The sequence below is a fragment of the Bradyrhizobium sp. G127 genome (assembly GCF_021502575.1).
Taxonomy (GTDB): domain Bacteria; phylum Pseudomonadota; class Alphaproteobacteria; order Rhizobiales; family Xanthobacteraceae; genus Afipia.
The window spans coordinates 1,482,906-1,506,756 of record NZ_JAKFGN010000002.1; the positions used below are offsets into that span (position 1 = coordinate 1,482,906).

Consider the following 23,851-nt stretch of genomic DNA (forward strand, 5'->3'; position numbering starts at 1 on the left):
GCCAACTATAGACCTTCAGTGGATAGGTGAACTCAGCGATGAGACGGCTCCGGCGAGCTATACAATAAGAGGCCGTGCAGAGGCTAAGCAGTTTGGCCAATTTCCTCAGGTTCTGTACTGCAGCAGCGAGCAAACTGGTCGCACCCCACATGGTACCGAGCCTAAGGGTTGGCAGTGGGCGTACCCCCCCCTCAATGGATATAATCGGCGTTCATACACCAAAGATAGGAAAAATCCTCTTTTCAAGGCCGAGTTCCCCGAACAAGCTTATATTGGTGCTTTCGGATTCGAATCATTAGCGTTGCCGCTGAAATGGATTACGGCTCTATGGCGCGGGTTCCCACGCATGGCAAGTCGACACTCGATGCACGGTTCAGCTTTGCCGATAGCGGGTTTGTCGGTGGGAGCGAGGGCTGGCATTCACAACTTCGCTTTGCCACGGGTATTGCGGATGGCGAGCACTATCTTCTGCGCCTCTTCAAGAAGACCGGAACGGCGCTCGACGAAGATCTGAAGCGGCTCATCACGCACGGGCTCAGGCGGGTGCGCCGCGTTCTCTCATCGCGGCGTGCACGCCAGCTCCTGGTCGAGATCATTGAAATCGTCGAGGACCAAGATGAGATCGGTATCCTGATGGTCGATCCCGGCAGTCCCATTTGTGGGTCATCGCATAGGGTCCGCGCTCGGGAAAGCCGCCTGCTTACGCCGACCGGCCGCAAGGCGTTTTGGCGCAATATCGTGCGCGTCGCCGAAGGACTCGCACTTTGTCATGATGCGGGCATCGTGCATGGCGCCGTCAGCGAACACGCAATCTTCTCGCATAATGATGAAAAGGAAGATTTCCGTCTCGGCGGTTACGAAGCGTGCGTGCACCTCGCCGATGGCGATATGATGGGCGGTGCCGGACATCTTGTACGGCCGTCCGGCACCGTTTCGTTCCGGCGGGACTGGAGCGATCTTGGCCAGGCTGCATCGCGTATCCTTGGCGTTACCGAGGATGGTGGCGGCCCCTCTCTACTGTCGATCGAACGGCGCATGCTCAATCGCCTAGCCAATCCGCCGCACTACCAGCTTTTCGACGGCAACATTGTCCTGAGCGAGCTGGCCGAGGTCGTGGCTGATCTTGACCGGTCAGGGTCAAGCGCCGAAGGCGAGCTCGTTCTCTATCCTTCGGCTCAAGTTATTCAAAGCGATCTTCCCGCACTCACGTCCGGCACCGTCCGGGCAGATGACCGGGACGCAGTTCTTCGGTTTGTCGACGAAGATCTGAGCGGACCTTCGGTACGGACCGTTGTTGTAGATCAGGCCTATGTACGTGTCGTCACCGATCTTGCCGCCTATGGGGTGAAAGTCGTCGATGATTGTGTCGGCATGATTCAAAATGCTAACAAAAGGCGGCCTGACGACTATATTTACGATGCCACCGAGGTTTCTCACAGGCTCCATCTGGCGCGAACCCGAAAAGGCGCTGAAGAACGGGTGCGCAAGCTCGGACCGGGTGCCAAGCCGTGGATCGACACCAGCGGCGATAGTCGCGCGGCACAACGAGCCGACGATGTTCCAACCTGGTACGCCCTGATTCTCCTCGAAGCGTTTACCTGGCTACGTGAACAGTTTCGGATCTATCCCGTCGAGGTGCTTCACCCGCCGTCGGACGGAGACACCGATTTGGCCTGGATCGCATCCCGTGAGGATGACGCTCGAGATATCCGGCGCAAAATGATGGGACTGCGTCCAGCGTACGACGCGTTAGGCCGCGAACTGAAGTACGACGACGGCAAGCCGAATTGGACCCTTTCGCGCCTTGATGCGCTCGCCGGCGATCGCGAACGGCTCCCCGAGCTCAGTTATGAGGGAACGGGCGGCATTGTCGATGGCCGCCTGGCTTTCACATTCGCGACCAGCGAAGCCGTGGTGCCGGGACAGACCCTGTATCTTCGCCCTCGTCGCGATAGCGGATTCGAACGCGCTATTCGCCGTCGCCTTCAGAATATCGTGGCGGCCCGGACCAATATTGAACTCTTGAGAGCAATCGACGATCCGGCACAGGTCGCGTTGGACGATGTGCTGCGCGATATTGCAGCTCCGGGCAAAACGCCGCCCCAGGATATGGATGCGTCGAAAAAGACAGCATGGGACGCCATTCTGGCCGGCAAGTCGATTAACGTCGTTGTCGGCCCTCCCGGCGTCGGCAAGACCTTCCTGATCTCGCATCTCGTCAGGGGTATTCTGGAAAAAACACCGGATGCCCGCCTGCTGGTCTCGGCGCAAAACCACGAGACCTTGATTCAGATGGAGGACGAACTCAAAAAGACGCTTGCGGGTGGCACGACGATCGTCGTTCGTGTCGAGCGCACGCGATTGACCGATGAAGTGAGTCCGCTGCGCGCGAGCTCGATTGGCCTGCTCCAGTCGGTTTCGGCCGCGGGCCATGCCGCTGAGGGCGCGATGGTCAATCAACGCTACCAAATCAAGCAGTCGCTGCAACCCGATGTGTCGGAAGCGGCCATCGCGGAAAGGGTGTTTCGCGATACCGATAATCTGTTGCTGCGTTCATCTGATGTCACGCTTGCGACGACGTCGTCGCACATCATCGAAGAAATGATTGCGGACGGCGATCAATTCGACTGGGTCATCGTCGAGGAAGCCGCTCGCGCCAATGGCGCGGAACTGATCGGCGCGTTGCTGCTGGGCAACAGGCGAATCATGGTTGGAGATCACAATCAGCTTTCTCCTTTCGACGCAGCCCAACGGCAGAAGTTCTATGATGCCGAACGCGCGGAAGAGCTGCTGCGAGGCGCGAAACAGCAGCTTGAAACCATCCCCGATCTTCCGTCGGAAATCTACGAAGCCCTTGATACCATCAAGTCGAATGCGCTTTTGCAGAAGGAAGTGCTCGCGACGGCAGCTCGGCTTGAAGAGCCATTCCGATCGATCGCGGAGCGCGAAGAACAACGAGAGAAGGATACAGGGCGATCGAGCACGATTGTCAACACCCTCCTCGAACAGAGCCGCATGCACCCCGCTATCGGCGATCTCGTTTCAAACACGTTCTACAAGAAGAACCTCGTTCCCTCCGATCGCGTCAAGCATCGCGCGCTGACCGTTACGTCGGCTGCTCCACACCTCGCTGCGCCGATCGTTCTTCTCGATTTTCCGCCACTCAGCTTGACCAAAAAGCGGAATTTCGAAGTGAAGGTGGAACGCTCATATCGCAACGAACTCGAGGCGCACGCTTTGATCGCGGCTTTGAAAGGCTTGCGACCGGTTGTCGGCAAGGATGGCAGCCGACCAACGCTGGTGATCCTTTCGCCTTATGCAGCACAGGTCAAATGGCTCAAGCGTTTGCTTCATCAACAGGTCAGGAAAGACAAGACCTTGTTCGGCTTCGCCAGTCCGCGCAGCAACGGAGAGTTTATCTTTACGAGCGACAGCTTCCAGGGCGGCGAGGCCGACGTCGTCATCGCCAGTCTCACGCGTAACAATGTCATGGTGGGATCGCGTGCGTTGGGATTCGTCAAGAGTTCACAACGCATGAATGTGCTGCTCAGCCGCGCCAGGCAAAAGCTAGTTCTTGCCACCAGCCAACACTTCATTCGCGACGTGGTCGAGGGAATAGATCCCGACGGCAACAAAGATGAGCTCGAGTTCCTTCGCAGGATGCTGAAGGAGCTCGCGACGCTCGCGAAAACTGAATACGATCTGGTCAGGAAAGACGCGCCCGTCGTCAAGGTCAAGGGAGCTTCCATCATCACGGTCGATGAGAATGGGAGATTCCCCGCGTGAAAATCTACCTTCCGGCCTGGCACTATCGTGCGCGCGCCATCGTCCAGCGCACTTGGGGATGGAGCCCGATCGAGGAAATGATCTTGCTGGCGCTCGATCGCGCGCCGGATACGATTGAGGGTGTTGCCAAGTCGCTCAGAATTCCTGTCCAAGTCGCTGGCTCGACCATCGCGCGGTTGATGCAATTTGGCCTGGTCGAGCTTCGCCTGTCACCCGTTCCCCAGCTGGCAACAAGCAGTGTCGGTCGCGACTTCATCCGGCTCGGAGGCGCTTTGCCAGAGCGAACCGAAGATCGCGAGATTCACATCAGTCTCGTGCTGGAGAAAGTCGGACACTCCGTCTTTCGCAACCGCGACGTCGAAACCGCCCCACTCAATCGATTTGTCCACACGGATCACAAGGTCAACTTCCCACCGGGACCTGATGAGACCGATGACACAATGGCCGCGCGGGTCACCCAGTTCGTGGCCGGCATGCTGCGCCCCGGCGAATGGCTGCGCGGTGTGCAGACGATCAATTCGGTCCTCGAAAGAAAATACCTTGCCATCGATCTCAACGACGTCAAGAACGGTTTGCTCCCCGAGGGAGCCAGTCAGGACTTGATCGGAGCCCTTCAGGCAACGATCAAGACCGGCGTTCTTCCCGAGGCCAGCGATCCTCAGCAAAGCCGGTCACCGACCATCGATACCATGATGTCGGACGACCAATTGATTGTTGGCGGCGACCAACACCTGGAACGCTTCGAACACATCGTCGATCAGGCCGAAGAAGATGTCTTTGTACTGTCGACCTTTATCACGCCGCACGACGGCAAGTACACGGATCGCCACGAACGTGTCCGCGCGGCGCTCGAGCGGGCATGCCTGCGTGGCGTGCGCTGCCACCTGTTCTATGGCACGGCGCTGGACGCCGAGAGAAGAAATGCCATTGCGATGCAGGAGCTCAATGTCCGGCTCTCCTCGGTACGGCGCGCGCGTGGCCTCGTGCTTGCGCAGCGAGACTCGGTTCGAAGTCATGTGAAATGTCTTGCCGCAGATGATGGCCGAGGAGGTGCTGTGGTCGTGCTCGGCTCCTCCAACTGGCTGTCGTCCCCTTTTTCAGCCGTTGAGCTGTCTGCCGAACTCACCGAAAATCACGCGGCTGCGGCCGGCTTGGACCTTCTGCGTTCGATTATCTCGCCTCTTTCCAGCGCCAGTCGTTCGGTTGAAACGCTTCAGTTCATGGCGTCGGACTTGAGGCGCACCCGAAGCTCCTTGTCACTCAGGACCGAGACCGGCCAGAGTATCCCGATACGGATGACGATCCTTCAAGCCGACGACCATGAGCGAGTGCTCCGATGGGTCGCGCACGAGGCCGATGAACGGTTCGTCTGCTGCAGCAATAAGGTTGGAGCCACCATGGTACCCGGGCTGTTCAACCCGGCCGAAATCGCGGGCCGCCGCCTCGGCGACGTCCGTGTTTATTATTCGCGTTCGTCGGGACCCATTAAGCGGCGGCACGTCAAAGCCCATCGCGACCGACTAAATGGGGTCGTTGATCTGATTGCCGTGGAGGATCCGCAAGTTCACGCGAAATTCCTCTTGTGGGGCAACGATCATGCCGTGGTGAGTACGATGAATTGGGGCTCTCAATCGGGTTCGCCCGATAATCCCCTCGACGAGATTGGGCTGCATCTGGAGGGATCGGGGCTGGCTACGTCGCTCTTGGCCAAGTTCGAAAAACAGCTCGAGGATTGATCCTTCCGGACCATATCAGTCTAGAAATTCTGCCATCGAAATATTCGGCAGTGGTCAAATTGCGCTGAGGTGAAGCCCCTACAGCGAGCGCCTGAGCAATTTACCCCTGCAACGCGTCGCCTGTTCTGCGACAACAATACCGCTTCGCAACACGGTGAGCTACTTAAGCGGCAGACCGATTGGAATCAGAGATTTTCTGAAACTCTGCGAGCAGCTCCGGAAAGCTCTGGGCGAGGTATCGCACCACACGGGCGTTTTCGATTAATCTATTCAAATAGCCGGTTGCTACCACCAAATCGAGGTGGTCAGTTCCGTATGACTGCTCCACGAGCCGAAATTCGCGGTCAAGATTTGCGGACTCCTGCTCCATCAGCGCCACCTGATCGTCGGTTAATCCTTCAATGTGTTTGGGCTTAGCTGCATCGACCAGCAAAGCCTGCGGCGTGGCTCCTAACAATGACTTCGCGTACGTGATCGAATACTTGTTCATTGCCACCATCAATTGCGCCGCTTCGATTTGGCGCATCGGCAACATCTTTTTGAGTTCGGCGAATGTCGAGATAGGGACATGCTTATCCTTGAGCATCTCTACCGTCTCGGCACATATTCCTTCCAGGAGACGCTTCTTTAGACGGACATGAGCAACATTCACGTTTAGAACCTTAGCAATCCGTTCTTCCGGCACCCCGCGCTTGATCGCCGCGAGTATCATGTTGCGTTCTTGAATGATCGCAATTCGGCTTACCCTTTTATTGTAGGTAAAAGCCTCGTCATCTGTCGCAATGATGCACGTAACTTCCGTCCATCCTTGCTCCTGGAGAACCGACAATCTTAGGTGCCCATCAAGCAGCAGATATTTGCCCTTCTCACTCCTATCGCGCGCTACAACAGGAGGCTCAACGATTCCGATCTCGCGGATGGATGACTGAATCTGCGAATACTTTGGAGTTTTCTTGACCGCTCCACTAACCAGACGAAGCGGTTGAATCGCGCTAATCTCGATAACAACGCTCTCTCGCTCGAACGCCATTGCTACCGGTCGTTTTTCAAGCTTTCTGGACATCAAGCCACATCTCCTCGTTCCATGCGACTCATGAGTTTCTTTGGCATCGAATCTAGTTTTTCGGCCTTCAGAAGCGATATGAATTTTTCGTCGCCAAATAACTCACGCATTGCATGTGCAATGAAAATCAGGCGATTGCGCGTAGCGTCCGCCTTACGGATAAGAAGCCGCTTTCGATCAGTATCTTCGCGATAGACCCTGACGAGCGAACGGGTTGAAAGCTTTTGCCCGCCCTTTTTGGGCTCGGCGTCAAATCTGCGACCCCGGCGACGCCTGTTTTCAACAAGCCGTTTGACAATCATAAGCTTTCGACCGCGAAGAAGGTTCTTTTCATAAGCCTGCTGAAGAGCTTCCTGCACGCCGACGTCATCTGCTTCAGCTATCTCAACAGCAACGCTTACAGGGATATGTCCAGATTCCACGGCGCGCAAAAGACGTTGCTCACCTTGAGCAAGAAGCCGACCAACACCGCGAACGTATTCGAATGACAGGCCGGTTTTCTTGGCAATCTCGGAATCACTATAACCCCTAGTGCGCATACCGCCGATGTCATGAAGCAAGTCGATCGCTTGGTGATGACGGCGTGCACAGTTCTCAACCAGACTTTTGATCATGCAGTCTTCGACGCTTGCCTCAATGACGAGCGCAGGAATTTCCGCTTCTCCCAATTCAATAAATGCCTCTAGCCGACCTTGACCACAGACAAGGTCGTAAATCTTTCCTTCGCGCTCTTCGCGACGGGTAACTGTGATGGGTTTTTTCAAGCCTAGTGCCGCGATGTTCTCAACTAGTTCGCGAAAGCTCTTCTTGTTGCGAATTCGTGGATTGATTACCGATATTTTAGAGATCGCGATTAGTTGGATTTTTGCTAGGACACTTTCAACCATTACGCAGCCTCCCTCACCGAAATCCGCTCGGCCATCTCGAACAAGCGATCTAATGAATCGAAGAGATAGGCATCGAGCGATATGCCGTTGTATTCCTGCACACGCAGAACTCGCTCGTTCATATCCAGGGTCGGCAGGATCAAATAGTCGAACGCAGCAATATTTGCTCGATCCATTCGAACCGCAATCGTAACATCTGGCAACAAACCCCGATCGAGCCGGATTCGCCAGCGCATCGCACCCGCAGCAGTTTCACGACAACGCGCTATGACAATGGAGACAGAGAATTCGTTGTTTATCTGCAGCAGTTCGGTCTCAGCATCGCGAATTACATAACCACCGGCATTCTCAATTCCCCGAACTACATCCGAGACAACGCCAGGAAACAATCGTCGCAGCGCTCGATTAACTTCGATATATCGATAGTCCCTATCAGGGGTGTACCCGACGAGTTGATAAGCCCGGAGAAGATTTCCGAATCTACTTTGATAAGCGCTGCTAGACGGACAGCCTTCGGCCTCGTCGATAATGAGACCTGAAAGATCGCCCCGACGGACCAATAGATCACTTAATGATTTCAACATTTCATCATTGGTCATTCGCCGCGACCGGGCTTGTATAATCTGCTGTGCAGCATCAAACAGAGATCGTTCAACAATCGGCTCGAATACGGAATTCGCCCGGATCCATAGATTTGGACTATTTCTTACGCGCCGTTGCTTGAGCTTAAACGAGCCACGATTCCAGACATTGTTTCCGATGTATTTCTCGTTGATGAGAATCTGGTGAATGGTACCGCGGGTCCACAAACGGCTGGCATCTGTTGTAATTCCTCGCCGGTTCAAATCTGCCGCTATTACTGCTTCAGATAGTTGATCGTGCACGAACCGCCGATAGATTTCGCGAACCAATTCGGTTTCATTAGGAGGACCGGGGACAAGGACGACGCGATCTGTCTGTATACTCTTATGCTGCTTGCGTAGAAGCTCACCCTTTGATTCACCGTTTTCGTCAACTAAGTGGCGCCTCAAGCCAAAGCCAGGGGGACCGCCTTGCCGAAATCCCAGCTGAATAAGCCGCCTCTGCCCGGCGAAGACCTTGACCGAAAGTTCACGGCTATACTCAGCGGCCATGCGACGCTTGACTACCTTTTGAACGTCGGAACCGATGCTGCCGTCATTCTCAAATTGCTCCGCGCAATAAGCAACGCGCACTCCCTGTGCACGGCAGCGATACTCGTATGATGCGGCCTCATCCGAATCTTGAAATCGTCCCCATCGGCTGATGTCGTAAACGACGACGACCGTAAAATCCGCTGTGCCGTTTTCAATATCTGAAAGAAGACGCTGCAACCCCGAACGACCGTCAATATTTAGACCGCTCCGCCCCGCATCGGCATACGTGCGAACAATTTCGAGTCCTCGTTGCAGCGCATACTGTCGAATTGCGTCTGATTGGTTTTCCGTTGAGTACCTTTGATGCTCAGTGGACATGCGAACATATTCCGCCGCGCGCACCAGACCTTTTGATAATTTGTCCTCTGATGACGAACTCAACTTCGTTTCCTCTAGGGTGCAATTTCTGAACCACCGAACTTAACGATAATTGTCAGGCCTCTGTTCTGAGCGTGGAAAGAAGTCTGTTCGAAGGTCGATTCTGCACGCCTGCCTAAGCCTAGCTCGGAAAGGACGGAAAAATGTTGCCGAAGAGAGGCAGAATCTTTCGCAACGGTAGTGGGGACAACACTCCGAAGGTCGTCTATGCGAAAGCTATTCGCGACGCTCTGAGAAGCGAGCTGGGTCAAAATCCAAGTGCTAATAAAACTATTCAACGTTGGACGGGCGCCGGTGAGCGCACTGTCAAAAACTGGCTAAACGGGCAATGCGGCCCTCGAGGCGAGCACCTGCTATTGTTGGCCTGTCACTCCGAGCGTGTTTTTGAAACGATGTTAGCATTGGCCGATAAAGATCACGTCGTCGCTGACAGCAACGTTCAAAAGATTTGCGATGAAATGACCATCGCAATCGGATTGATGAAAAGATTTTTGAAACATGAGAAGCACAGTCGTTCGAACCAATCCGTTGGCTGACTGACGAATGCGCAGTTTTCCGCCGAAGGCGGCTAACACGGACTGCCACCCCCTCTCGCAGTGGTTTTATTCTCCGGTCTCTGACGCGAGTCTCTAAAAAACGGGAATTCTTCAATGGTTGAGTGGAGACTGGGAGCCGATTTCGGAATGTGGTGGTGCGAATCCCGTCTCTGTAGAGACTTCGAAAGCCTGAAAAGCCCGCTGTTTGCGGGCCTTTCTGCCTCTAAAAAATAATATTCTCCAAAACCCGGACTGGCTGGCTGGCGATACAGTGCTAATAGCACCAGTCTCTGCGTCAATTCCCTGCAAACAGGGAATTTTACAAGGAAAATTTGCAATCACTGATTTTGACAAGCCAAAATTCCAAGTAAAACGACTGCGCCGCAGGTACTTCTTGAACAATCGCTTACGGAACTAACAGGGAAATATCTTCAAGACATCAGGGAAAGTGCGGACGCTAACAGGGATATGCTATATAGCCTAATAGCGCATTTTCCACGGCACCGAGCTGCCGCGACAAGCGTCTGATAAATCGAAACGCGGCTGATATTCTGCGTGAACGTACGGTATTCCTGAAATCCGAGTAGGCACGCCCGACGGTGGCGGCCTATGATCTAGCCCGCGCTCAATGCAGCCCCTCGCGAACATACATTAGATCACTGATATAGGCCGTGCATGTTCACGCTAGCGGCGCGTCATTAAGGCCTCTGCCCTAGAGAAGTGGCCTCTGGGGAACCGTAATTGACGTTTAAGTAGTCCATCGCAGCGGCAACGTCATCGTCCGGGAGTGCGGAACCCAGAAAAACCATCCGATGAACGACACTTCTCCACTCCTGCGGCGATCGCTTCGCAGCAACGACACGGTGAAGCCCATGACACGTCACGCAACCGCCTTCCGCAAATTCCTTTCCATTTCTGTCTGGTAACTTGACCTCTGCTGGAGCGGGAAGGTTTACGCCAGGTCCGAAGTTTAAAGTCAGTGCCTGCATTGCGGGCGCTTTGCCGAGTAAGGACTTCTGCTTCCTCCTCGCTCCTTGCGGCTACGATGAATTAGAAACCCTCTCTTCGTGAAGCCTCATTTTGTCTCAAGGGTGATGACGGCGAACACTTGCTGACGACTGAGCTAGCCCATTCTGAACTTGTATTCCAAGCTCAGCCAGCGGCTTTCCAACACTCTAGGCGGTAGCAGCGATGGAAGTAATGACGTGTGAACGGCCTCGGCATGCCGTTCCCGGAGTTGCTGTTTTCGCATCAAGCTTACGCCGACACGAGTTTCTGCGCAGCCTCTGAGATTCGTCTTCGTAGTACAGAGCCTATGGTGAAAGACGGCTTGTGAAGGAAAACAAACGAGACTTAGCGCCGTTTTATTTCCAACAATAAATCCTCTCCCATGCGGTACATACATCGAGCAATCTTCGTTCGAGCATTTCGACAAAGCAGCGCGCCGCTAACGTCAGTGGGCGACTAGGATGATGTAAGAAATACGACTCAAGATGCATGACTGGCTTAAAGATCGGATAAATAAATAGATCCTTTCTGTCCAGGTACTGCATGACACCGATAGCCTGACATACTGCGCCCCAATCTGAGCGCCTGATACTCTCGATAGTTCCCACAAACCCGTCCACCTTCATGACGCGGCTTGCAACGATTTGACCACCAGTGATGTAGTCAAGCAGGGTTGCGCCCATTAAATGACGCTCTGACGGCACGACAAGTTTGAGTTCTTTCATTGCCGACAGATCAATGGGACTGAATTGGGGACCGTTGATAGGTCGTCCCGAGATCAGCACAAAGTGATCTCGATAAGCTGGCCTACAGGCTAATCCGCTATGATCGACAGGCAGCGCACCCAGCGCGACATCGAGAAAGCCGGATTGTACTTGTTCGGTGACATAGCGGCTAAATGCTTCAACGACGGTCAGATCAACGTTAGGATACAAACTTGTGAATTCTTGCAGCAAGTCGCCAAGGATCCCGAAGCTGGTTGCCGAAGGCATCCCCACGCGAAGTGAACCGGATACGCTATTGCCCTGAACCAGGTCGCGCATCTCCTGCTTTGCGAAAGCCAGGGTACGAGCTATCGGCTGACAAAGTTCATAGAATCGCCGCCCAGCTACAGTCGCCTCAACGCCCTTTTTTGTCCGGTCGAATACGGACGTGCCCAGTTCTTCTTCGAGATTGCGAATCTGCATGCTTAGGGCCGATGGCACGACATGCATGCGCTCAGCAGCCTTAACAAAGCTGCGCTCCTCATAGACACTCATAAAATAGTGTATGAGACGGATATCCATTCAGATCCTCCACCCTTGAAACTTTCACGCCTCGTTCTATGGGCGCTCTATCGCGCGAGATTCTACGCTATGAATCTGGCGACAGCATCATTCAAAGCACGAGATGCGCTTTGATCAAGGCCACTCGCGGCCATGTGGCCATACACGCTGTTGATCTCCATGTAATGGCATTCCGGAATATGGCGCGACGCCCAAACCGCTGCATCTGCTGGATTATAAAGATCCAACGACGGCGCAGCTATAAAGGTCGGGGCACGCACTGAGTTCAGGGCAGCGACCGTGTCTCCGTTGAATGAACCCAGTTTCCCCACATCATGAAGGTCGTAAGCTCTTGACTGATAGATCCAGTCTATCGACTCGAAGCCCTGGGATCGCCACCAAGATCTTCGGAGGTCAAGCCATGGGCAGGGATCAGATTTTCCCGGGCTTCGACAGAAATCCAGAATCTCGGCATCGAATTGACTCGGAGTGCGCATCGACAGGGCGAGCATGAGAGGTACCCAATCATACCAGGGATCGGTGGCCGGCTCGCCACCCAATTCGTGGCACATCCCCCGCTCCAATGTCGAGCGCGCCAATAGATTTACGAGGCGGGCCCAGGGTGTCGTTTTCGCCATAGGGGTCAGAGCCACGATCCGACGCATAGCCTCCGGATACATGACACCCCAAGCGAGCGATTGCATACCGCCCATCGATGCACCGGCAACGAGATCAAGTTTTTCAATACCCAGCCGCTTCACCAGAGACGCTTGGCTGCGCACCATGTCGCCAATTGTAAATTGCGGGAACAAATATCCGGGCTGGCTACGCGATGTGGAGGGTGACGTCGTCAGACCATTTCCGATTGCGTCAATAGCAAGTATGCGCAGACGGGAGGGGTCGAGTGCCTGCCCGGTGCCAATCATAAAATCCATTCTATGGTGCGTGCTTCCAATCGCACATAATGCAAGTGCGATCGGCAGCCGGTCGTCGCGCGAATCACCGTGCACGGCAAAAGATATCGAGAAATCCTCGATAACACCGCCGGAATCCAGCGGGAAGTCACCAAGGCTGACCGAGTAATGCGGTGCGTCGACCCATCCGAGCTGAAAAGGCGGATGCCGCAAAGGTTGAACAGCAGAGACCGTGAGTAACGCCTCAGCAAGATCGCTCACGCGCGTCAACCGGAATGACTAGGCGCTCGCCGCTGCGAACGCACAAATGCAGCTGCCTCATCTATAGCAGTCATGACCTCAGGTACGATTCCCACCATCTGAAGGAAGCCGTGGATAAGACCCGGCTGAATCGAATCCTGGACCGAGACACCAGCTTCTTTCGCTCGTTGTGCAAACAGATCGCCTTCGGTGCACAGAACATCACACTGCGCGGACAACACAAAGAGAGGAGGCAAACCTCGAAGATCCGCGTGCAGCGGAGCCACAAGGGGATCGGTGACCGCAACTGGCGGGAGCGAACGCTCGAGATACAGCTTCCGAAACCATGCCATGCGGCTGCTGGAGAGTCCGTAGCTTCCATCGCCGAATGTGCGATGAGACAGCGTCTCCTCGTCGGCCGCATAGGCACCGTAAAATAGCAGGGCCGCGTCCGGCAGCGTCGATCCGGCGTTTCGCAAGCTGAGCATCAGCCCTACCGCGAGGTTCGCTCCCACAGAATCGCCCCCGATAAATCGCAGCGAAGGCGCGCCCGGCCACGTCGAAGATAGTGAGCGCCATGCCGCCAGGGAATCGTTCAAAGCATCCGGAAACGGAAATTCGGGAGCAAGCCGATAGTTGATTCCAATCACTTCCAATCCGGTTCGCGCGGCGAGGTGAGCCATGGGAGAAAGATGAGTATCTATCGATCCGAACACCCATCCGCCGCCGTGCAGATAGAGCATTTGGCCCACCAACTCTCTGGTCTGAGCCGGAACTATCCTTACCGCGGACAGATCCGACGGTGCGCACGGGATAGAAAAGCGTTCGATAGCGACGTCGGAGGGAAGCGTCGGCCGCCATCCCCTTTGAACGTCCTCATACCGGGCACGAGCCTCGGCGAGTGGCAAAGTCGCCGGATCCATCGTTGACTGGTTCGCGGCACGGATGGCTTCAATAACCGGCACAACATTTGGTGCGAGTAACCGGTCGATCTCTGCCAACGAGTCAAGAGTGGGCTGCGGTGGATGTTCCATCCGGCTACTCAACTCCCTTTATCACTTTCATAGTTGCCCCATCGGCCTCCACTTGCTCCCGCGTCCCCTCGAAAATAATCGCTCCACGTTCGATCACGTAGAGCCGGTCCGCAAAACGAGGCAGGTGGTAAAAGTTCGACTCAGCGAGCAATACGGAGCGACCCTGGTCAAGAATGCTTCGCAGGCCATTGCTGATGGTAGGCAAGATCGCGGGCGAAAGACCTTCAAATGCTTCATCCAGTAAAAGAAGCTCGGGATCCAGCGCAAGTGCGCGGGCGATTGAAACCATTTTGCGCTCCCCCCCGGATAGCTGCTGCCCTCCCCGGTGCGCATATGATCTCAGCTTCGGAAATATCGCGTAGGCCGCTTCGATCCGCTCATCCGCCGATTTGGTTGATTTGCGTGTCCAGGTCGGCAACGCGATATTATCCTCAACGGTCAGATCTCCGAACACATCGCTACCCTCCGGCGTGTAGCCTAGTCCGGCCGCAGCAATGCGGTGCGTCGCGAGCTTGTTCAAATCTTTACCGCGCCACAAGATTTGCCCACCTCCGATCGCTTCGAATCCCATGATCGCCCTGAACGTGGTAGTCTTCCCCGCGCCATTGCGCCCGACAAGACACACCAACTCTCCAGGAGACACACGCAGTGAGACACCGTGCAGTACGCGGTTTCTCATGATCGATACATTCAGCCCCTCGATTTGAAGCGTCATGCATGTGCCTCCTTGCCGATCACGACAGAGAGAACGGCTTCATCAGCAAAGAACTTCTCAGTAGGTAGATCAGCGATCTTTCGTCCGCCCTGCATGGCAATGATCCGGGACGAATAACGCCGCACGAGATCCATATCATGCTCAATCAGGAGAATTGCACCAATTCCCATCTGGCTCGCAGCAGACAACAAAGTTTCCATCACACCATGCTTGTCAGCCGTTGAAACGCCAGCCGTTGGCTCGTCCAGCAGAATTACTTTCGGACGCAATGCAAAAGCGCTAGCAACGTCAAGCAACTTACGCTTGCCATGCGGCAACGAATTTGCAGAACTTTCAAGCGAATCTGTCAGTCGAAATGCTGCGGCAATCGCCGCGACGGCTTCTCGCACTTCACGATAGCGCGAAGCGTTCGCGAACATTTTCCATCGCAAACCAAGACGTGAGCAGGATGCGACGGTGAGCGCTTGCCTTACGGTGAGATCGGGAAATACGCTCACCAGCTGAAACGCGCGCGCGAGACCTCGCGTCGAAAGATCTACGGGACTAAGTCCCGCTATGTCGCGCCCCATAAATCGCACGCTCCCCTCCGTGGGTGAATGCAATCCAGTGAGAACATTGACGAGCGTCGTCTTGCCAGCACCATTTGGTCCGACCACGGACACAAACTCGCCGTTAGCCAGATTGAGATCGACGCCCTGCATGGCGACGAAACTCCCGTACGATTTGGAGATGTTCTGCGCGACGAGCAGATGGTCACTGGACATCAACGCCTCCATCTGGCCAGAATCTGCTTCGCAGTACCCAAAAGACCTCCCGGCATTCCGATCACGAGCAGCGCCAGCACGACGCCCAGAAAAAATCGCCAATACTGGGTGGCAGCCTGTAACTCGTCCTGAAGCAGAATGAATATCAAAGCTCCTGCGATAGGTCCTATGAGCTCCTGATAGCCACCAAGAATCGCCATGAAAACGAGATGACCGGATTGCTGCCAGTACGATAGTTCGGGATCGGCGAGCCCGGTGCTTATCGCAAGCATCGCACCCCCAACGGAACCATAGATCGCGGAGATGACAAAGGCGACCGCGCGTACTTGGCGAACCTTCACTCCGAGATAACTTGCTTTCACTTCATTATCGCGTGAGGCCTGAAGATGTAGCCCGTAAGGCGATCGGACTATACGCCACATAATCCACGCACTCACGATCAGCAAAGCCAGGCAATAATAGTAGAACGGGCCTGTCAGAAATCCCATCTTGTCAACTTGCGAGAAGTCGATGCCAAGAAGCGATGGCTGCGGAACATTCATTCCGCTGTCCCCGCCCGTCAAATCATAAAATTTGTTGAGGAACGAATAGAATAGCATGCCAAACGAAAGCGTCAGCATGCCGAAAAAAATGCCGGAGAACCGGCTTGCGATCCATGCCAACGGGATGGAGATCGCTAACGCAGCCGCCACGGCGAACAGCAGCATCAATTCGAATGCCGCGTTGCCGGTGAGCCGAACTGCCAAAGCAGACGAATATGCGCCGATGGCCAGAAACAGCGCGTGACCGAAAGACAATTGGCCGCCATATCCAAACAGCAGGTTGAACCCGAGCAAGGCAACTGCGTATGCCATGAACGGGATACCGAGGCTGACGTAATAGATATTCGTAACGTGAGGCGCCGCGGCAAGCGCCACGACGGCGACAAACAACATCACCTTCACGGTGATTCCGGATCGACTGCGGGTACCGTCCGATTCCACCGACATATCCAGCGCTGATGCGGCTTGCTTCATTACAACGCCTTTCCAAATAGGCCGGTCGGCCACCAGATCAAAACGATCAGCACGACCGCGTAGGTCGCCAGGATATCGACTTCAGGATAGATGAAGAGTGCTGCGGCGCGGATCAGACCAACGATAACCGCACCTACTGCGGCGCCTTTCATGCTGCCGATACCGCCAATGACTATGACCGCAAATGCATCGACGACCAGTTCGACGCCCATTTGTAGCGATGCCGCGGCCGTCGGCACAACAAGCGCTCCACCGACCGTGCTTAATGTTGTCCCTAATGTGAAGACCAGCAAATATACCAGCCGAACGTTCACTCCCATTGCGGCGCTCGTCTCGCGATTCTCGGCGGTAGCACGCAATACTTTCCCCGAAGTCGTATGACTCAAGAACCACGTCAGACCCACACCGATAACGACGGCGGCAAGAATGACAAAGAGATTGTACATAGGCATCTGCACGCCACCCACGTTGATCGAACCGTAGACCATCGATACGTTCGGCAGTTGGCGAGGATACGCACCCCAAAAGAAGCGAAGCACATCCTGGAAAATCAGGATGAGCGAGAAAGTCAAAAGCAACTGGAATGACTCAGGACGACGATAAATCGTGCTCAAAACACGCTCCAGTGGCAATCCTATCAATCCCGCCACCAGCCCGGACGCCAACAAAACAAGGGGAAACAGCGGGACCGGAAGCCCCTGCGCCAGCGCCCATGTGGTCACGGATACGCCCAGATACGCACCTAGGGCATATATCGAGCCGCATGCGAGATTGACGATTCTTTGAACACCGAAACTGAGTTGCAGTCCGGATGTCAGCAAGAAAAGCGCGGCTCCGTGAAAGAGCCCTGCGATTAGTATGCTAGCCGCTGTAGCCATAGATGATATCGCCGCCACGACATGCGGTCGGCGCCCCTTCTCTGTACGCGACTAGATTTTTAGGTCAGCTGTCTGCAGCCATTCCCAGAAATCCGCGCCGGGCGGCTTCTGAATTTCCTTCGTCGACATCGACTCGGTCGTGGCGAGCGTGACGAAATCATAATCATTTTTATGAGTCGTAAGACCCTGGAAAATGATCTGATCGGAAATGTGATCGCGCCGCATGGAGGCAGGACCACCTAGTGATTCCACCGTGAGACCAGGCATGGCCTCCGCGATCTCAAGGGACGTCGGCCACGATCCGGACTTCGCCGCCATCGCCTTCTCGACGGCTGCCTTATACAGATGAAGGCAGTAGTACGCGCGGTCACATTCCCAATGGGGATAGTCTGTGTATTTATCAAAGTACCACTTCACAAAGCTTTTTTGCAGTGGGGAAGCTGCCGGGTTGGCGAAGTACAATGTGCTGTGACCGAATACGATGTTCTCAGGCGTGAACTCCTTCTTGAGCGAGGTTTGCTGCCACCCCGCCGCCGGCATGACAAACTTTACGCCATCCGTTAGTCCCATATTGTGGGCCTGACGCATGAACACAGGCAAATCGGCAAATACCATCGAAGTGAAGATCAAATCCGGCGCCGCCGCCTTCAAAGCCGCCACGTTGGATGTTAGATCCATCGTTCCGGGCTTTATCCATTGCTCGGCAACAACGGTGTGCTCAATACCGAACTTCTTGAGAAGCGCGGTAAATGTTGTCCAGGTGTTACGGCCGTACGTATAGTCGGGATTGATACCAGCGATCCGTGCAAATTTGCCTTTGAAATGCCGGATCGCGAGCAGCGACGCCATTACGGCATCGACTTCATTGTCGATGGAGCGGAAAACATACTGCGGATTGGGCATCATCTCCTTGACGCCGTCCTGTGTCGTGCCATCCCACAACATCGTCAGCATCTTCGACTGCTCAGCTGCAGGCGCCAGTGCGAGACTCACAGCGGAGGAGATTATGCCGTGGACGGCATCGACCTTGTCCTGCAACACCAGCTTTCGATAACGGTCGATGGTTTCCTTTGGCGTCGTTTCTTCCTGAAAGACGAGCTCGACCTTCCGGCCTCCGATTCCGTCGGCCGCATTCAGCTGCTCCACAGACCACTCGACAGCGCGAATTCCCCCCTCCCCGGCCGTTCCAGCCATACCTCCGCGAGGAGCAAGAATTCCTATTCGCAACGGAGTGGTCTGCGCGATCGCCGGCGCACCCAATAAACCGTAAACGCCCAAAGCTGCGGTCGCGCCAGCGGCCTTAATTGCACGCCTGCGGTTCGCGGAAAATTTAATATCGCGCATATTTCTCTCCCCAGATCGGAATTTCCACCCGGACCATGATGCTCTCTCGGCCGCTCCTGGCCTGACTTCAGGTTCAGAGCGGTCTCTTCGGCGCTTGTGATCTGAGGTACAAGGTAGGGAAGCAAAAGATGAAAGGGTAGCAAGATCGCCTGACTCCTGACTTCAGAAAAACTGATGAAGGGAAGAAGACGCCCCCGCCACGTCTGTCATCCCAGTCATTCACCTTCGCTGACGATCAACATCAACCGAAATTAGGCCGAACCGCCATCGCAAGGCTTATGATTGCGTGGGAGGGCGTGGCAAATCAGTTCACGCCAGAAAACGGACAGGGCAATCCGTCAGAGACGGACTTGTTCTGCAAAGGGATTCAAGGACATGCAAGGAATTTCATCAGGACCATCATTCGGACTGTCCGGAAAGCGAATACTCGTTACCGGCGGCGCAAGCGGCATCGGAAAAGCTGCTTGTAAAATCTTTACCGATCTCGGAGCAAACGTTTGTCTTTCGGACGTCAAAGCCGATGCAATAGTGGAAGCCGCCGCAGAAACTGGAGCCCGGGCCCATGTCGCCGCTGACGTCTCTGTCCCTGATCAGGCGGAAAGGCTAATCAGCGAAACAGTTGCCGAGCTTGGCGGCCTGGATGGGCTTTTCCACTGTGCGGGCATCCATCATATCGGCAAAGCGACAGAGCAGGACATTAATATCTGGCAACGTGTGATGGACGTGAATGTGCGCGGAACCCAGCTTGTCTGCAGCCTCGCCGCACGGCACATGGAAGTTCAGGGTTCGGGCGCTATGGTCGTTGTAACATCCATCGCAGGCTATAACGGGCAGCCACGGCGCAGTGCCTACGGCACATCCAAGGCCGCCGTCGGCCATCTCGCCCGGTCTTTCGCAACGGAGTGGGGCAAATCGGGAATTCGTGTCAATGCGATTGGCCCGGGATATGTTCTCACACCGATGGCTCAAGGTATCATCAATAGCGGTGCAACTGACGTGATGCGCATCGTGAACAGAACACCATTGGGACGCATGGCGCGACCTGAAGAAATTGCTCAGGCAGCCGCATTTTTGCTTTCCGACTGGGCCTCCTACATCACCGGCGCAGAGCTATTCGTAGACGGCGGATGGTCGGCATACGGTGGGTCGGGTGAGGTCAACACGTTCTGACCGTGCTGTGTGGCCGGGATAAGGAAAATAGCCCCCATCCCGGCTCCACAAACTGCGGGAAGGACTCAAACATTAGAATTCGATAACCGATCGAATATCGAGTCCTTTTCGCAACCGATCGAGAGCGGCGTTGACTTCACCAAGAGAGATGCGGCTAGTCACGTAATCATCCAACAGAAGGTCACCGCTCAAGTATTTTTCTGCAAGCGAAGGGAAGAACTCCTGCGCCCGGCTTCCACCATAACTTGATCGTACGATATTCTTTTCACCCATCAGCGACCCCCAACGAAAACTTACCAGCTGCTGCTGTGCGACCTTACCGAGCCAGACCACCTGCCCTCCTGGCCTTACGATCTCCAAGCTGGTCTGGAATCCTCTTTCATTGCCGGCTGCTTCGAAAACATAGTCCGCGCCACGCCCACACGTGAGAGCGGCATGGGACTGGATCAGGTTCTCATCTACAGGGAGAGTGTGCGTGGCTCCAAGGCGTTTCGCCATATGAAGCTTCCGCACATCTCTATCAATCGCGATGATCGTCTCCGCCTGGGCAAGACGTGCGCCTTGGATAGCCGAGAGTCCGACCGCACCGCATCCGATGATGGTAACGCTGCTGCGAGGCTGAACCCGTGCTATATTGCTGACCGCTCCAATCCCGGTCGCTACTCCACAACCGATCAGACAGGCAACGTGGAAAGGCATGCTCTTCGGGATCCTGACAGCGCAGTCTTCAGTGACAACTGCCAGTTCCGCAAAAGTGCCGGCGTACATCAACTGATGAACGGGCTGTTTGCCGTCGAAAATCCGCGCCTTACCGTCAAAGTGCATCGAACGGACCCCATTCGCTCGATACTGCTCGCACAGTATGAACTGCTCATGGGAACAGAAATAGCAATGCCCGCAATGCGGATTCCAGGAAAGAGCGACATGATCACCCACTGACAGCCGATAAACGGATGATCCGGTCCATTCCACTATCCCCGCTGCTTCGTGACCGGGAACGAATGGCAGTGGCGTATCGAGGTGCCCGTCAACCGCTTCCAGGTCTGTATGACAGAGGCTGGTCGCTTGTATGCGTACGATCACATCGTCTGAGGCGAGATTGGCGAGCCTCAATTCGCGGATTTCGAGGGGTTCGCCCGGTTTCTCCGAGACTGCGCCACGCATGCTGCTAGCCCCAATAAAATTCGCGCCGTCCGCCATCGATACAAAGCAACTCGCCGTTGATGAATCCACTATTGCTCGAGGCCAGAAACGCGACGGCGCTCCCGATCTCACGCGGTGAGCATAGCCTCCGCAGCGGGTTTTGCTCCCGTACGACCGCGAGCATTTCTGAAGTGAAGCCGCCAATGAGATCGGTTTCCACGTATCCCGGCGCAATGGCGTTAGAGGTGATCCCAAAGGAGCCAACCTCCTTGGCCACCGTCCGCGTGAAACCGGCGATACCAGCCTTGGCGGCTACATAGTGGGACACACCCGCTCGCCCGCCACCCGTATAGTTCATCGATGACGTGTTGATGATGCGCCCCCATCCCTGCGACCTCATGGCGGGTATCGCCTCGCGCGTCCATAAGAACGTGCTTCGCATATGGATATGAACCATTCGATCCCAGGCGTCCGCTGGCATATCTTGGACGCGATACGAAGGACGCGCGCCGATGCCGGCATTGTTGACCAGAATATCGAGACGCCCGAGTTCGCCAACAACCTGCTTCGTCAAATTGACGACCACAGCCTCATCGGCCGCATCGCCGATAAACGCAGCCGCATTGACGCCTAATTCCTTCAAACGCGAAACCGCTTGGTCAGCTGCGTCACAATCAACATCGTTAACAGCTATGGAGACACCTTCTGTAGCTAATGCTTCGGCTTCGGCGAGTCCTAATCCCCTTGCGCCACCTGTGATCAGCGCAACACGTCCCTTGATACCCAAATCCATTTATATCCCCCGACGCCATCGCGCATTTCGTTATCAGCACGACGGTTATTCAAATACGTTGATTGGAAAACTGGCACACGCAGCGATCATGCTGACCGCCCCAATTCGTAACCACCAGTGAACCGCATTCATTAGTGTCGCGAATGCAGGCCGTCAGGAAAATACGAATCCCTCGTACTTCCGCTCTGCCGCTGCATCGCAGGCTTGCTTGTAGTTCACCATACCTCCCGCATAGGCCAAGATGCCCTTGGCCTTGCCTGGTACGTTCGTGCCGACGTACCAACTGTCGGCGCTGACAAGCACCGTTCCCTGGATAACATCCTTCACGGTTTGCGACCATTTCGCCTGATAGTCAGGATCAACATCAACACGAGTCAACCCGTGGTCCCGCATGTACTTGATGCACCGCGATATCCATCCGACCTGATATTCATTCGCCATAACGACATTTACCAGGACGGAAGGACTTCCAGGTCCGCCGATGAGATGGAGGTTTGGAAACCCCGCAACGCCGATACCCAAGTAGGTGTCGGATCCCTTTGACCAGACATCCTTGATGGTTTTCCCATCGACGCCATGGATGTCGATAACGGTCAACGCACCCGTTAGCGCATCAAAACCAGAGGCGCAGATAATGACATCGAACTCATGTTCCTTGCCATCAACGACGAGTCCTTTTTCCGAGAACCGTTCGATGGGCGTTTTCTTGACGCCGACAGCCGTGACGTTGGGGCGATTGAATGTCTCGTAGAAATTTGTGCCTACACAGATCCGCTTGGTTCCAAAATAGATGTTGCGCGGCGTCATGATCTCGGCCGTTGCAGGGTCTTTGATAATGTGCGCAATCTTTGCGCGCAGAAAACCGGAAATTTCGTCATTCAGTTCATGATTGGTCAAAATATCGACGAACGCGCGAGGCATCGTCGCCCCACCAAACTGCCATCGCTTCTCAAGAATTTCGCGCCGCTCATTCTCGCTGTATTCGTCACCCTTGCGAAGTCGCGTTGCAAGCATCTCTTCATTCATGAAGACATCACCTGAACCTACGATTTCCGACGTCCGCAGCCGCTCGCGAATTCTTGTCCTGTTTTGCATCCACCATGCCTGATCGGAATCGGTCAGCGGCCGATTGTTGGCGTTGGCATAAAAGTTCGGCGTTCTGACGAATACTGTCAGGTGTTTGGCCTGCTCTGCGACAAGAGGAATGAGTTGGGTTCCGGACGATCCCGTGCCGATAACTCCCACCCTCTTGCCTCTGAAATCCGGCTCTTGCTGAGGCCACTTCGCTGTATGGTAGATTTCTCCCTTGAACTTCTCGCGACCAGGAATGTCAGGCCAGATAGGCTCCGAGATGGGGCCCGCCGAGGAAACGAAATGCCGCGCACGATAGACATCGCCGTTCTCGGTATGTAACGTCCAGAACCCGGCCTCTTCGTCGAACGTCGCCTTGACTAGGCGGGAGTTGAAGCAAATATCCTTGCGAAGATCGAGCCGATCGCAGACAAAATTTATGTAACGAACGATTTCCGGCTGCGTCGCATAGCGTTCAGTCCAGCTCCATTCGTCGTCGATGATGGGCGAGAAGGAGTAACAATAAACGAGACTCTCAATATCGCATCGGGCTCCAGGATAGCGATTCCAGTACCACGCGCCTCCCACCCCGGTCCCGGCCTCGAGCGCAACTACCGTCAATCCCATTTCGCGCAGTTGATGGAGCATATGTATGCCCCCAAAGCCGCCGCCCAGCACCAGCGCATCAAGAACAATCGGTTCAGAATTTGTCATGCTCGTTGTCTACCCTGCGTCATCGTAATTTTGGTCGGCATCAACGCCATTTTGGACCGTCGAATTAAAATACGTAGCGAAGCGCTCTCGGCTGAACGCCGATGCCCCTCAGTCGCTTATGCAGATAAATCGTCCACCGCAGATCGCGATCCCGGCGATAGTACTGACGACGCCGTGGTCCGACAGAAGAAACAAGAGGCGGCACTTTCCAAACCTTTATG

The 23,851-nt window shown here is 55.0% G+C and carries 18 protein-coding genes; 4 read left to right on the plus strand and 14 right to left on the minus strand.

The window, feature by feature from the left end; translation table 11 throughout:
* Nucleotides 1-312: 312 nt before the first annotated feature.
* Both LVY71_RS19170 and LVY71_RS19175 read left to right on the plus strand, forming a co-directional pair.
* Complete coding sequence (locus tag LVY71_RS19170; RefSeq protein WP_235101427.1) at nucleotides 313-3,786, plus strand: DEAD/DEAH box helicase; 3,474 nt, start codon at nucleotides 313-315, stop codon at nucleotides 3,784-3,786.
* Entirely contained in the window at nucleotides 3,783-5,522 is a 1,740-nt protein-coding gene (locus LVY71_RS19175) for a phospholipase D-like domain-containing protein (RefSeq protein ID WP_235101428.1), read from the plus strand. Before LVY71_RS19170 ends, LVY71_RS19175 begins: the two co-directional genes overlap by 4 nt.
* A gap of 163 nt (nucleotides 5,523-5,685) precedes the next feature.
* Here the strand turns inward: LVY71_RS19175 and LVY71_RS19180 are convergent, their stop codons facing one another.
* Genes LVY71_RS19180 through LVY71_RS19190 form a run of 3 tightly spaced genes read right to left on the minus strand, consistent with a single transcriptional unit; the run spans nucleotide 5,686 to nucleotide 9,028 of the window.
* Nucleotides 5,686-6,585 (minus strand): plasmid partitioning protein RepB C-terminal domain-containing protein, encoded by a 900-nt coding sequence (locus LVY71_RS19180; RefSeq protein ID WP_235101429.1) that lies wholly within the window; start codon nucleotides 6,583-6,585, stop codon nucleotides 5,686-5,688.
* Nucleotides 6,585-7,472 carry a plasmid partitioning protein RepB C-terminal domain-containing protein gene (locus LVY71_RS19185; RefSeq protein WP_235101430.1) on the minus strand — a complete coding sequence of 296 codons (888 nt, stop codon included), beginning with the start codon at nucleotides 7,470-7,472 and terminating at the stop codon, nucleotides 6,585-6,587. The genes LVY71_RS19180 and LVY71_RS19185 overlap by 1 nt, the downstream gene beginning before the upstream one ends.
* Entirely contained in the window at nucleotides 7,472-9,028 is a 1,557-nt protein-coding gene (locus LVY71_RS19190; RefSeq protein WP_283842545.1) for a recombinase family protein, read from the minus strand. Before LVY71_RS19190 ends, LVY71_RS19185 begins: the two co-directional genes overlap by 1 nt.
* A 140-nt stretch (nucleotides 9,029-9,168) precedes the next feature.
* Here LVY71_RS19190 and LVY71_RS19195 point away from each other — a divergent pair, with 140 nt between their 5' ends.
* Nucleotides 9,169-9,561, plus strand: coding sequence for a hypothetical protein (locus LVY71_RS19195; protein ID WP_235101431.1), 393 nt, complete (start codon nucleotides 9,169-9,171; stop codon nucleotides 9,559-9,561).
* A gap of 1,364 nt (nucleotides 9,562-10,925) precedes the next feature.
* On the opposite strand, the gene LVY71_RS19200 is transcribed toward LVY71_RS19195, so the two are convergent.
* The 8 genes from LVY71_RS19200 to LVY71_RS19235 all read right to left on the minus strand — a co-directional run bounded on the left by LVY71_RS19200 (nucleotide 10,926) and on the right by LVY71_RS19235 (nucleotide 18,739).
* Entirely contained in the window at nucleotides 10,926-11,855 is a 930-nt protein-coding gene (locus tag LVY71_RS19200; protein WP_056296606.1) for a LysR family transcriptional regulator, read from the minus strand.
* Between the two features lie 62 nt (nucleotides 11,856-11,917).
* Entirely contained in the window at nucleotides 11,918-13,009 is a 1,092-nt protein-coding gene (locus LVY71_RS19205) for an alpha/beta fold hydrolase (RefSeq protein WP_200941184.1), read from the minus strand.
* Between the two features lie 5 nt (nucleotides 13,010-13,014).
* Nucleotides 13,015-14,022 (minus strand): alpha/beta hydrolase, encoded by a 1,008-nt coding sequence (locus tag LVY71_RS19210; protein ID WP_082512523.1) that lies wholly within the window; start codon nucleotides 14,020-14,022, stop codon nucleotides 13,015-13,017.
* 4 nt (nucleotides 14,023-14,026) lie between these two features.
* Nucleotides 14,027-14,737, minus strand: coding sequence for an ABC transporter ATP-binding protein (locus tag LVY71_RS19215; RefSeq protein ID WP_056296612.1), 711 nt, complete (start codon nucleotides 14,735-14,737; stop codon nucleotides 14,027-14,029).
* Nucleotides 14,734-15,501, minus strand: coding sequence for an ABC transporter ATP-binding protein (locus LVY71_RS19220; protein WP_235101432.1), 768 nt, complete (start codon nucleotides 15,499-15,501; stop codon nucleotides 14,734-14,736). Before LVY71_RS19220 ends, LVY71_RS19215 begins: the two co-directional genes overlap by 4 nt.
* Nucleotides 15,501-16,517, minus strand: a complete 1,017-nt coding sequence (locus tag LVY71_RS19225; protein WP_235101433.1) for a branched-chain amino acid ABC transporter permease — start codon at nucleotides 16,515-16,517, stop codon at nucleotides 15,501-15,503. Before LVY71_RS19225 ends, LVY71_RS19220 begins: the two co-directional genes overlap by 1 nt.
* Entirely contained in the window at nucleotides 16,517-17,395 is an 879-nt protein-coding gene (locus tag LVY71_RS19230; protein ID WP_283842546.1) for a branched-chain amino acid ABC transporter permease, read from the minus strand. Before LVY71_RS19230 ends, LVY71_RS19225 begins: the two co-directional genes overlap by 1 nt.
* Before the next feature lie 51 nt (nucleotides 17,396-17,446).
* Complete coding sequence (locus tag LVY71_RS19235; RefSeq protein WP_056296618.1) at nucleotides 17,447-18,739, minus strand: ABC transporter substrate-binding protein; 1,293 nt, start codon at nucleotides 18,737-18,739, stop codon at nucleotides 17,447-17,449.
* A gap of 375 nt (nucleotides 18,740-19,114) precedes the next feature.
* Between LVY71_RS19235 and LVY71_RS19240 the strand changes: the two genes are divergently transcribed.
* Nucleotides 19,115-19,909 carry an SDR family NAD(P)-dependent oxidoreductase gene (locus LVY71_RS19240; RefSeq protein WP_056296619.1) on the plus strand — a complete coding sequence of 265 codons (795 nt, stop codon included), beginning with the start codon at nucleotides 19,115-19,117 and terminating at the stop codon, nucleotides 19,907-19,909.
* 72 nt (nucleotides 19,910-19,981) lie between these two features.
* Here LVY71_RS19240 and LVY71_RS19245 read toward each other — a convergent pair whose 3' ends face one another.
* The 3 genes from LVY71_RS19245 to LVY71_RS19255 form a co-directional block, all read right to left on the minus strand.
* Nucleotides 19,982-21,073: a zinc-binding dehydrogenase gene (locus LVY71_RS19245; RefSeq protein ID WP_056298716.1), complete on the minus strand. Its 1,092-nt coding sequence runs from the start codon at nucleotides 21,071-21,073 to the stop codon at nucleotides 19,982-19,984.
* A gap of 4 nt (nucleotides 21,074-21,077) precedes the next feature.
* Nucleotides 21,078-21,845 (minus strand): SDR family NAD(P)-dependent oxidoreductase, encoded by a 768-nt coding sequence (locus LVY71_RS19250; protein ID WP_056296622.1) that lies wholly within the window; start codon nucleotides 21,843-21,845, stop codon nucleotides 21,078-21,080.
* A 153-nt stretch (nucleotides 21,846-21,998) separates the two neighbouring features.
* Entirely contained in the window at nucleotides 21,999-23,630 is a 1,632-nt protein-coding gene (locus tag LVY71_RS19255; protein WP_235101435.1) for a flavin-containing monooxygenase, read from the minus strand.
* Between the last annotated feature and the right edge of the window lie 221 nt (nucleotides 23,631-23,851).

What these genes read in the sequence shown, in the direction of transcription:
- LVY71_RS19220 (WP_235101432.1), bottom strand. Translation starts at nt 15,501, where the DNA reads ATGTCCAGTGACCATCTGCTCGTCGCGCAGAACATCTCCAAATCGTAC.
- LVY71_RS19235 (WP_056296618.1), bottom strand. Translation starts at nt 18,739, where the DNA reads ATGCGCGATATTAAATTTTCCGCGAACCGCAGGCGTGCAATTAAGGCC.
- LVY71_RS19225 (WP_235101433.1), bottom strand. Translation starts at nt 16,517, where the DNA reads ATGAAGCAAGCCGCATCAGCGCTGGATATGTCGGTGGAATCGGACGGT.
- LVY71_RS19245 (WP_056298716.1), bottom strand. Translation starts at nt 21,073, where the DNA reads ATGCGTGGCGCAGTCTCGGAGAAACCGGGCGAACCCCTCGAAATCCGC.
- LVY71_RS19185 (WP_235101430.1), bottom strand. Translation starts at nt 7,472, where the DNA reads ATGGTTGAAAGTGTCCTAGCAAAAATCCAACTAATCGCGATCTCTAAA.
- LVY71_RS19200 (WP_056296606.1), bottom strand. Translation starts at nt 11,855, where the DNA reads ATGGATATCCGTCTCATACACTATTTTATGAGTGTCTATGAGGAGCGC.
- LVY71_RS19180 (WP_235101429.1), bottom strand. Translation starts at nt 6,585, where the DNA reads ATGTCCAGAAAGCTTGAAAAACGACCGGTAGCAATGGCGTTCGAGCGA.
- LVY71_RS19215 (WP_056296612.1), bottom strand. Translation starts at nt 14,737, where the DNA reads ATGACGCTTCAAATCGAGGGGCTGAATGTATCGATCATGAGAAACCGC.
- LVY71_RS19250 (WP_056296622.1), bottom strand. Translation starts at nt 21,845, where the DNA reads ATGGATTTGGGTATCAAGGGACGTGTTGCGCTGATCACAGGTGGCGCA.
- LVY71_RS19230 (WP_283842546.1), bottom strand. Translation starts at nt 17,395, where the DNA reads ATGGCTACAGCGGCTAGCATACTAATCGCAGGGCTCTTTCACGGAGCC.
- LVY71_RS19255 (WP_235101435.1), bottom strand. Translation starts at nt 23,630, where the DNA reads ATGACAAATTCTGAACCGATTGTTCTTGATGCGCTGGTGCTGGGCGGC.
- LVY71_RS19210 (WP_082512523.1), bottom strand. Translation starts at nt 14,022, where the DNA reads ATGGAACATCCACCGCAGCCCACTCTTGACTCGTTGGCAGAGATCGAC.
- LVY71_RS19170 (WP_235101427.1), top strand. Translation starts at nt 313, where the DNA reads ATGGATTACGGCTCTATGGCGCGGGTTCCCACGCATGGCAAGTCGACA.
- LVY71_RS19240 (WP_056296619.1), top strand. Translation starts at nt 19,115, where the DNA reads ATGCAAGGAATTTCATCAGGACCATCATTCGGACTGTCCGGAAAGCGA.
- LVY71_RS19195 (WP_235101431.1), top strand. Translation starts at nt 9,169, where the DNA reads ATGTTGCCGAAGAGAGGCAGAATCTTTCGCAACGGTAGTGGGGACAAC.